The sequence below is a fragment of the Mesorhizobium sp. M7A.F.Ca.US.014.04.1.1 genome (genome assembly GCF_003998745.1).
In the GTDB taxonomy this organism is placed as follows: domain Bacteria; phylum Pseudomonadota; class Alphaproteobacteria; order Rhizobiales; family Rhizobiaceae; genus Mesorhizobium; species Mesorhizobium ciceri.
Map to the genome: position 1 here is coordinate 1 of NZ_RZRW01000225.1, position 8,883 is coordinate 8,883.

Genomic DNA, 8,883 nt, shown 5'->3' on the forward strand with positions numbered 1-8,883 from the left:
GGGCAGGGGTCGGCCGGGCTGGCACATCGAGTGCTCGGCGATGTCGGCCGCCTATCTCGGCGAGGTCTTCGACATCCATGGCGGCGGCCTCGACCTGATCTTCCCGCACCATGAAAACGAGATCGCCCAGTCGCGTTGCGCCCATGGCACCGAAATGATGGCCAACATCTGGATGCACAACGGCTTCCTGCAGGTCGAAGGGCAGAAAATGTCGAAGAGCCTCGGCAACTTCTACTCGATCAACGAACTCCTGGAGACCGAGACCTTCGGCGGCCGCAAATGGCCGGGCGAGGTGCTGCGGCTGGCGATGCTGATGACGCATTATCGCGAGCCGATCGACTTTTCCGTGCGCAAGCTGGAAGAGGCCGAGAACACCCTGCGAAAATGGAAGCGGGGGGCCGACCTCGCGCCGACGGCGGCGGGACAGGTGCCCGTGGAGATCATTGACGCCTTGTCGGACGATCTCGCCACCTATGCCGCCTTCCAGGTCCTGACCCAGTTGGCCGGCGAGGCAATGGACGGCAACGATGCCGCTGCATCGCTGAAGGCGTCGCTGCTGTTCCTCGGCTTCGACGTCGCGTCGGCGAAGGTTGATGAAGGCCACGTCGGCAAGGCCATCGCCAAGCGTCTCGCGTTCATCGCCGCCAAGAGCTGGGCCGAAGCCGACCGCATCCGCGACGACCTGCTGGCCCAGGGGATACAGTTGAAGGACGGCAAGGATCCGGTCACAGGCGAACGCATCACCACCTGGGAGGTAAAAAGATGATCGATCATCTCGGCATCAACGTTGCCGATTTCGACGCTTCGAAGGCTTTCTATGACAAGGCGATGGCGCCGCTTGGTGCCGCGCTGTTGTATATGGTGCCGCTGGAGTACACCGGCGGTAAAAAGGTCGGTGGCTACGGTCGCGATCGGCCGGTATTCTGGCTGCAGGAAGGCAAGGATGGTCAGAAGGCCCATCAGCACGTCGCCTTCACCGCGCGCAGCCGCGCCGAGGTCGAAGCCTTCTATGCTGCGGCGCTTGCCGCCGGCGGCAAGGACAATGGCGGGCCGGGCCTGCGCCCGCACTATCACCCGGACTACTATGGCGCCTTCGTCCTCGATCCCGACGGCAACAACGTCGAGGCCGTCTGCCATGCGCCGGAGTGATCAGCGATGAGCCTCGACAACCGACCGATCTATACCGGCGGCTGCCAGTGCGGCGCGGTGCGCTTTCGCGTTGAAGGCGCTTTGGGCGACGCTTCGGTCTGCCATTGCCGCATGTGCCAGAAGGCGTTCGGCGCGTTCTACGCGCCGCTGGTTTCGGTGCGTGGCGCCAGGCTCGACTGGACGCGCGGCGAGCCGAAATACTTCCGTTCGTCCAACCATGTCGATCGCGGTTTTTGCGCCGATTGCGGCACGCCGCTGACCTTCACCGCGCCGGACGGGGTTGGCCTCGCCATCGGTGCGTTCGACAATCCAGCGGAGATCGTGCCGCTGATTCAATGGGGGATCGAGGCAAAGCTGCCCTATGTCGACTCGATCCCGCAACTGCCGGGCGAGGACACCATGGCCGACATGTCGTCGGCCTCCTATCTGGCCGATCTCGTTTCCTACCAGCACCCCGACCACGACACCGAACAATGGCCGCCAAAGGAAAGATCATGACCGATCAGGTAAGAACCGGCGGCTGCCAGTGTGGCGCCGTGCGCTTCCGCGTTCATGGAGCGCTCGGCCGTCCGTCCATCTGCCATTGCCGCATGTGCCAGAAGCAGTTCGGCTCGTTCTTCGGCGCGCTGGTCACGGTGCCCAGAGATGGCGTCGAATGGACCCATGAAGAGCCGAGTTACTTCCAGTCGTCGGTCAACATCGATCGTGGTTTCTGCGCCCGCTGCGGCACGCCGCTGACATATCGGCAGCCCGGCGGGCTGGAAATCGCGATCGGTGCCTTCGACGACCGTTCGGACCTGGCACCGCAGATCCAGGTCAACTATGCCGCGCGGTTGCCCTGGGTGGAGACGATCTTCGATCAGCCCGTCCACCAGGATCCTGATTATTACAACAGGCAGGAATCCATCATCTCCTTCCAGCACCCAGACCATGAAACGCCGGACTGGCCGACCAAAGGTTTACAACTATGAGCAGTCAATTGCGTACGCTTTATCCCGAGATCGAGGCGTTCGATTCCGGCATGCTCGATGTCGGCGACGGCCACCAGGTCTACTGGGAGCGTTCCGGCACTAAAGGCGCCAAGCCGGCGGTGTTCCTGCATGGCGGGCCGGGCGGCACCATTTCGCCAAAACACCGGCGGCTGTTCGACCCGAAGCTCTACGATGTCATCCTGTTCGACCAGCGTGGCTGCGGAAAATCGACGCCCAACGCCTCGCTCGAAGCCAATACGACATGGCACCTGGTCGCCGACATCGAACGGCTGCGCGAAATGGCCGGCTTCGACAAATGGCTGGTGTTCGGCGGCTCCTGGGGGTCGACGCTTGCGCTCGCCTACGCCGAGACCCACCCAGAACGCGTCAGCGAACTGGTGGTGCGCGGCATCTACACGCTGACGCGTGCGGAACTGGAATGGTACTATCAGTTCGGCGTCTCGGAAATGTTCCCGGACAAATGGGAGCGCTTCCTGGCGCCGATCCCGGAGGCCGAGCGCAGCGACATGATGGTCGCCTATCGCAAGCGGCTGGTCGGCACGGATCGAAAGGCGCAGATCGAGGCGGCCCGCGCCTGGAGCCTGTGGGAAGGCGAAACGATCACGCTGTTGCCGGAGCCTGAGACAAGCGGTCCGTTTGGGCAGGACGACTATGCCGTCGCGTTCGCCCGCATCGAGAACCACTATTTCGTCCATGCCGGCTGGCTGGAAGAGGGACAATTGCTGCGCGACGCGCACAGGCTGAGCGACATCCCCGGCACCATCGTCCATGGCCGCTACGACATGCCATGCCCGGCGCGCTATGCCTGGGCGCTGCACAAGGCCTGGCCAAAGGCGGATTTCCATCTGATCGAGGGCGCCGGCCATGCTTATTCGGAGCCGGGTATCCTCGACCGGCTGATCCGCGCGACGGACAAGTTTGCAGGCAAATGACCATGACCCGCGAGCGCCTCTATCTCTTCGACACCACATTGCGCGATGGCCAGCAGACGCCGGGCATCGACTTTTCCGTCGAGGACAAGATCGCCATCGCAAAACTGCTTGACGCTTTTGGCCTCGACTATGTCGAAGGCGGCTATCCCGGCGCCAACCCGACCGACACCGCCTTCTTCCAGGAGAAGCGCACGGAGCGCGCCAAATTCGTCGCCTTCGGCATGACCAAGCGGGCAGGGGTGTCGGCGTCCAACGATCCCGGCCTAGCGTCTCTTGTGCAATCGAAATCGGATGCCATCTGCTTCGTCGCCAAGAGCTGGGACTACCACGTCCGTGTCGCGCTCGGCTGCACCAATGAGGAGAACCTCGATGCCATCAAGGCCTCCGTCGAGGCGGCGATCGCCGCCGGCAAGGAGGCATTGGTCGACTGCGAGCATTTCTTCGATGGCTTCAAGGCCAATCCCGACTATGCGCTGGCCTGCGCCAGGACCGCCTATGATGCCGGGGCGCGTTGGGTGGTGCTGTGCGACACCAATGGCGGCACGCAGCCATCGGAAGTCCGCGCCATCGTCGAGAAGGTTATTTTATCAGGCATTTCAGGCGATCATCTCGGCATCCATGCCCATGACGACACCGGCCAGGCCGTGGCGAATTCCCTCGCCGCTGTCGAGGCTGGCGTGCGCCAGATCCAGGGCACGCTCAACGGCATCGGGGAGCGCTGCGGCAACGCCAATTTGATCTCGATCGTGCCAACGCTGGCGCTAAAGCCGGCCTTCGCCGATCGTTTCGAAACTGGCATTTCGGCTGAGGCGCTGACAGGCATTTCCAGGTTGTCGCGCGCATTCGACGAACTCCTGAACCGAGCGCCAGAGGCGCAAGCGCCCTATGTCGGCGCTTCCGCCTTCGCCACCAAGGCCGGCATTCATGCCTCCGCACTGGCCAAGGAGCCGGCGACCTACGAGCACGTCCCCCCCGAAACGGTCGGCAACCGCCGCCGTGTCATGGTCTCGGACCAGGGCGGCAAGGCCAATTTCCTCGCCGAGCTGAGGCGACGCGGCATTGAGGTGCCGAAGGACGATCACCGGCTCGACGCGCTGATATCCGTGGTCAAGGAGCGCGAGGCCGAGGGCTATGCCTATGAAGGCGCCGATGCCAGCTTCGAACTCCTCGCCCGCAAGATGCTGCACGGCCTGCCGGAATTCTTCAACGTCACCTCGTTCCGCTGTATGGTCGAGCGCCGCTTCGACGCCAACGGCCAGTTGAAGACGGTCTCCGAAGCGATCGTCAAGGTGGTGGTCGATGGCGAGGAGAAGATGTCGGTGGCCGAGGGGCATGGCCCGGTCAACGCACTCGACATCGCGCTGCGCAAGGACCTCGGCAAATTCCAGGGCGAGATCGCCGACATGGAGCTGGCCGACTTCAAGGTGCGTATCCTCAATGGCGGTACCGAGGCGATCACCCGCGTTCTGATCGAATCGCATGACGGCACCGGCGCGCGCTGGTGGACGGTCGGCGTTTCCGAGAACATCATCGACGCCTCGTTCCAGGCGCTGATGGATTCCATCGTCTACAAGCTGATGAAGAACCGCGAGATGGCCGGACTGGTGGCCGCCGAATAGGGTTGAACCATCAGCGAAAGTCCATTGATCCATCAGAACTTTGCGATGGTCTTGCCAAGGTGACTGGGCCATAGCGTTGGCCCATGGCCACTGAAGCAATTACCCTGGATGCAGAGTCCAAGGCCCGGCGCGGCTTTCTGCTGGCGCTCGGCGCCTATCTGCTATGGGGATTGCTGCCCTTCTACATGAAGGCGGTCGCTCATCTGCCGCTCGCGGAAGTCATTGCCCATCGCATCGTCTGGTCGGTGCCGATCGCCGCCGCCGTTCTGATCTGGGCCGGCCGCACGGCGGATTTCAAGGCGGCGCTTCGTTCGCCGCGCACCATCGCCATGGCCGCGCTGACGGCGGCGCTGATCTCGGTCAACTGGGGCATCTATGTCTGGGCGATCGCGGTCGACCGCACCGTCGAAACCGCGCTCGGCTACTACATCAATCCCCTGGTCAGCGTCGTTGTCGGCGCGCTGCTGCTCGGCGAGCGGCTCGACCGGCTGCAGATCGCGGCGGTGGTGCTGGCGGCCGTCGCCGTCGCCGTGCTGACCATCGAAGGCGGCAAGCTGCCCTGGGTGTCGTTGGCACTGGCGTTTTCCTTCGCCGCCTACGGCTTCTTCCGCAAGACGCTGCCGATCGGCCCGAGCCAGGGATTTTTGCTCGAAGTCCTTCTGCTGTCGGTGCCGGCACTTGGCTACATAGTCTATCTCATCGCGACCGGACAGGACCACATCGTATCCAGCAGTGGCACGGATACGGCGTTGCTGATCGGCTGCGGTCCAGTCACATCGGTGCCGTTGTTGCTGTTCGCCTTCGGCGCCAAGCTGCTGCGGCTGTCAACCATCGGCATCATGCAATATATCGCGCCGACCATGGTGTTCCTGATCGCCGTTCTGATCTTCGACGAGCCTTTCGGCACCATCCAGGCCATCGCCTTTGCGCTGATCTGGGCGGCTTTGGCAGTCTATTCCTGGTCGATGTTGACGACAGCGCGACGCGCCGCGCCGCAGCCCGCACGGTAAGGGGGTTCGATGTACCTGCTGCATATCGCCAACAAAAATTATTCCTCATGGTCGCTGCGGCCCTGGGTGCTGATGCGCGCGCTGGATATCCCATTCGAGGAACGGCTGACGCCATTCCCGACCGGATCGAGCTGGGATCTGTACCGTTCCTTCTCACCGAGCGGCCGCGTGCCGTGCCTGGTCGACGACGGCTGGGCGGTCTGGGATTCGCTGGCCATCGTCGAATATCTGGCCGAACGCCACCATGGCGTGTGGCCCGTCGAAGCCAAGGCGCGCGCCTGGGCGCGCTCGGCCGCCGCCGAGATGCATTCGAGCTTCACCGCATTGCGCAGCGCCTGTCCGATGAGTTGCGGCGTGCGGGTAGAGCCGTTTCCGATGTCCGATGCGCTGAAGCAGGACCTCTTTCGCCTCGGCGACCTCTGGAATGATGGTCTTGCTCGTTTCGGCGGGCCATTTCTGGCGGGCGCTCATTTCACCGCAGTAGATGCTTTCTTTGCCCCGGTGGCGTTCCGCGCACAGTCTTATGGGCTCTCCTTCGAGGGTGCGGCTGCAGCGTATCCGGCGCAGTTGCTTGCTCTGCCGGCGATGCGCGAATGGCATGCGGCTGGGCTTGCCGAGACCTGGCGCGAGCCCGATCACGAAGCGGAAGTGGCCGCCGCCGGCACCATCATCGAGGATCTTCGCGCCACTGCGTGAAAGCTGCCGGCGGGTGCTACATCTGTCCGAGCCGCCTGACAAAGAGATAGGTCGCGCCCGCGATCACCATCGACACAGCCGTCACCACCCAAAAGCCCATTGGCGTGTCGACCAGCGGCAGGCCCCCAACGTTCATGCCGAACAGGCCTGAGATGATGGTCATCGGCAACAGCACCGCCGTCATCACCGACAGGACGTACAGCAGCCGGTTCGACTGCGTCGTCAGCTTTGCCATAAGCTCGTCCTGCAATAGCCGGGCGCGCGCCTGCAATTGCTCGCCGTCATAGTGCAGCGTCTGCGCCCGGTGTGAAAGGCGCGCGGCCATGTCGTTGATGCTGTCTGGCAGGTCGTTGCGGTGCGAATGATCAAGGTGACGGAACAGATTGGTCAGCGTCGCCATCTGCCTGTGGATCACCACCAGATGCCGGCGCGCGTCGACCAGGGATTGCCGTTCATTGTGCCATGCGTCGCAGACGATACGGTCTTCGATGCCGTCGAGACTGTCGCCGAGTGCCGCAAGTTCCGCCACCATGCCATCGAACGACTGGCCGACGACAGCCTCGATCAACTCGGCTGGCGAGCGGAACTTGCGCGATCCATTCTCGATCGCCTTGCGGATGTTGTCGACCGACTGCAGCGGTTGCTTGCGGGCGCCGACCAGCATCGTGTCATTGAGCGCGAAGCGGAAATGGCCAAGCCCGCCCGCTTCCGCCGAATAGTCATGGCGCAGGTCCGGCAGATCGCCATAGAGCCAGTCGTCCTCGAGGTCGATGTGGCAGCCATGGCTGGCGGACAGGAAAGCTTCACGCGCCGGTGCCGGCAAAACCCGATCGGCGCCGATTTCGTGACGGGCCCGCATGTCGGAAAGCTGGTAGCTGCGCCATGTCCAGTGCGCGGCGGCGGCGTCCCTGGTTCGCACGCCCTCAGCGGTGAAGTGATAGATGAAGAACAGTCCGTGCTCGTCGGGCAGGTAGGGCGAGAGATCGGTGCCTTCCGGGGCGAGAGTGATGTCCATGGGCGGTGCCAGATGCATGTTCCGAAGATGGCGCCGCACGGCGGCTGCCTGATACTGATTCCTAGCACGCGCGAAGCCGGTTTCGTGTGACGGTTTCTTGACAGCCGATCACAGTCTGTCGATCCCCGTGTCAATCCGGGGGTGACGCCTTCGTCACCCCCGGATGTGCCCTGTCAGTGCTTCGGGCCGAAGCCGGGGTAGGGCTTGAGGGGCACGATTGCGGCAATGTCCATCATGCCGGCCTTGACCAACGGCAAGGTGGCGAGGTGGCCGCGAACCTCAGCATCATCAGCAGCCTCGAGCATCATGCCGCTGCCCGGGATGTCGCCTCGGTTCCACACCTGACGTACCGCCCCTTCGGCGTAGAGCGTGCGCCGCTGTTCGGCTTCGCCGGGCAGAAGTGGAGCGAAATCGGCATCGGTAAATTTTTCGGTGTTGCGAGCGAGAAGGGCAAAGAACTGCATGGCGGTCTCCTTTGGTTGGGATGGCCGATTATCGCTTTTGGCTGGTCAGACAGTCCAAGACTGATTAGGATAAAGTTGAGACCCAAAGGGACTTGAGCCTTGGAGGAGAAATGTTCGACCTGCGCCAGCTCCGCTATTTCGTCACGGTCGCCGAAACCGGAAATGTCGGGCGCGCAGCCGAAATGCTGCATATTTCCCAATCGCCACTCAGCCGGCAGATCATCCAGCTCGAGGAGCAGTTGGGTGTTTCCCTCTTTGAGAGGTCGAAGCAGCGGGTCCATCTCAACGCCGAGGGCCGCGCCTTCCTCACCGAGGCCCGCGCGCTGCTGTCCAATGCGCGACGTGTGGAGGAGTTCGGCCGCAACCTGGCCAGCGGCGCCGTCGGCCGGCTCGCCATCGGCTATGTCGAAGGGGCCGTTCATGCCGGGCTTGTCGCCGGGATGCTGCGCCAGTTCCGTCGCGACCGGCCGGATTTCCACCTGCAGCTGAGAAGCCTGCGCTCGGCGGCGCAGTTGGAAGGGCTACGGCAGCGGTCGCTGGATCTGGGCTTTGTCTACTCGCCGCCACCCGATGATGATCCGGATGTCGCCGCCATGGCGCTGCGGCATGAGCCGCTGGTGCTGGCGATCCCCGAAGATGACCCACTCGTTGAAGTGCCAGAGATCGGGCCTCACCATCTTGACGGTCGCACCTGGATCACCGTCGTGCGCCAGCCGGACGACACCAATCGCGGCCAGTTCCTTGCCGCCTGCGCCAAAGCCGGCTTTTTGCCCGACATCGCCTATGAGACGGCGGACCCGCTGACCTCGCTCGGCCTTGTCAGCGCGGGTCTCGGCTTGGCGACGGTGCAAGCCAGCCTGCGTGCCGCTGCGCCGCCGCGGATCGTGTTTCGCGACCTGCCGTGGCTCGAGCGCACGGTTTCACTCCATCTCGCCTGGCGGCGTCATGAGCGGCGCGCGGTGATTGCCGATTTGCGGCAGGCTGCGGCGGAGTAGGGGAATAGGGG

Annotated in this window: 10 protein-coding genes and 1 pseudogene; 9 read left to right on the top strand and 2 right to left on the bottom strand. The window is 63.5% G+C overall.

All coding sequences use genetic code 11. The features are described 5' to 3' along the window. The 8 genes and pseudogenes from EOA22_RS16510 to EOA22_RS16545 all read left to right on the top strand — a co-directional run. Positions 1-766: pseudogene (locus EOA22_RS16510) on the top strand (cysteine--tRNA ligase); the annotation flags it as partial. Further along, the gene (locus EOA22_RS16515; RefSeq protein WP_013532560.1) at positions 763-1,149 is read left to right on the top strand and encodes a VOC family protein; all 387 of its coding nucleotides are present in this window, start codon (positions 763-765) and stop codon (positions 1,147-1,149) included. The pseudogene EOA22_RS16510 and the gene EOA22_RS16515, both read left to right, overlap by 4 nt. 6 nt (positions 1,150-1,155) lie before the next feature. After that, positions 1,156-1,647: a GFA family protein gene (locus tag EOA22_RS16520; protein ID WP_013532559.1), complete on the top strand. Its 492-nt coding sequence runs from the start codon at positions 1,156-1,158 to the stop codon at positions 1,645-1,647. After that, positions 1,644-2,120 carry a GFA family protein gene (locus tag EOA22_RS16525; RefSeq protein ID WP_013532558.1) on the top strand — a complete coding sequence of 159 codons (477 nt, stop codon included), beginning with the start codon at positions 1,644-1,646 and terminating at the stop codon, positions 2,118-2,120. Before EOA22_RS16520 ends, EOA22_RS16525 begins: the two co-directional genes overlap by 4 nt. Next, positions 2,117-3,073: a prolyl aminopeptidase gene (pip, locus tag EOA22_RS16530; protein ID WP_013532557.1), complete on the top strand. Its 957-nt coding sequence runs from the start codon at positions 2,117-2,119 to the stop codon at positions 3,071-3,073. Before EOA22_RS16525 ends, pip begins: the two co-directional genes overlap by 4 nt. Then, a complete protein-coding gene (gene cimA / locus EOA22_RS16535; protein ID WP_174299068.1) occupies positions 3,070-4,692 on the top strand; it encodes a citramalate synthase in 1,623 nt (540 codons plus the stop codon). The genes pip and cimA overlap by 4 nt, the downstream gene beginning before the upstream one ends. An 83-nt stretch (positions 4,693-4,775) precedes the next feature. Continuing rightward, on the top strand, positions 4,776-5,702 hold the full coding sequence (gene rarD, locus EOA22_RS16540; RefSeq protein ID WP_013532555.1) for an EamA family transporter RarD: 927 nt from the start codon (positions 4,776-4,778) through the stop codon (positions 5,700-5,702). Between the two features lie 9 nt (positions 5,703-5,711). Next, positions 5,712-6,398: a glutathione S-transferase family protein gene (locus tag EOA22_RS16545; RefSeq protein ID WP_013532554.1), complete on the top strand. Its 687-nt coding sequence runs from the start codon at positions 5,712-5,714 to the stop codon at positions 6,396-6,398. 16 nt (positions 6,399-6,414) lie between these two features. On the opposite strand, the gene EOA22_RS16550 is transcribed toward EOA22_RS16545, so the two are convergent. Next, positions 6,415-7,413, bottom strand: coding sequence for a transporter (locus EOA22_RS16550; RefSeq protein ID WP_063167702.1), 999 nt, complete (start codon positions 7,411-7,413; stop codon positions 6,415-6,417). A 173-nt stretch (positions 7,414-7,586) separates the two neighbouring features. Beyond that, on the bottom strand, positions 7,587-7,877 hold the full coding sequence (locus tag EOA22_RS16555) for a muconolactone Delta-isomerase family protein (RefSeq protein ID WP_013532552.1): 291 nt from the start codon (positions 7,875-7,877) through the stop codon (positions 7,587-7,589). Positions 7,878-7,987: 110 nt separating this feature from the next. On the opposite strand from EOA22_RS16555, the gene EOA22_RS16560 reads away from it, so the two are divergent. Further along, positions 7,988-8,872: a LysR substrate-binding domain-containing protein gene (locus EOA22_RS16560; RefSeq protein ID WP_127390087.1), complete on the top strand. Its 885-nt coding sequence runs from the start codon at positions 7,988-7,990 to the stop codon at positions 8,870-8,872. The last annotated feature ends 11 nt before the right edge of the window (positions 8,873-8,883 follow it).

Coding starts and splice junctions, on each gene's coding strand:
- EOA22_RS16525 (WP_013532558.1), top strand. CDS start 1,644: ATGACCGATCAGGTAAGAACCGGCGGCTGCCAGTGTGGCGCCGTGCGC.
- EOA22_RS16550 (WP_063167702.1), bottom strand. CDS start 7,413: ATGGACATCACTCTCGCCCCGGAAGGCACCGATCTCTCGCCCTACCTG.
- EOA22_RS16515 (WP_013532560.1), top strand. CDS start 763: ATGATCGATCATCTCGGCATCAACGTTGCCGATTTCGACGCTTCGAAG.
- EOA22_RS16520 (WP_013532559.1), top strand. CDS start 1,156: ATGAGCCTCGACAACCGACCGATCTATACCGGCGGCTGCCAGTGCGGC.
- EOA22_RS16560 (WP_127390087.1), top strand. CDS start 7,988: ATGTTCGACCTGCGCCAGCTCCGCTATTTCGTCACGGTCGCCGAAACC.
- pip (WP_013532557.1), top strand. CDS start 2,117: ATGAGCAGTCAATTGCGTACGCTTTATCCCGAGATCGAGGCGTTCGAT.
- EOA22_RS16555 (WP_013532552.1), bottom strand. CDS start 7,877: ATGCAGTTCTTTGCCCTTCTCGCTCGCAACACCGAAAAATTTACCGAT.
- rarD (WP_013532555.1), top strand. CDS start 4,776: ATGGCCACTGAAGCAATTACCCTGGATGCAGAGTCCAAGGCCCGGCGC.
- cimA (WP_174299068.1), top strand. CDS start 3,070: ATGACCATGACCCGCGAGCGCCTCTATCTCTTCGACACCACATTGCGC.
- EOA22_RS16545 (WP_013532554.1), top strand. CDS start 5,712: ATGTACCTGCTGCATATCGCCAACAAAAATTATTCCTCATGGTCGCTG.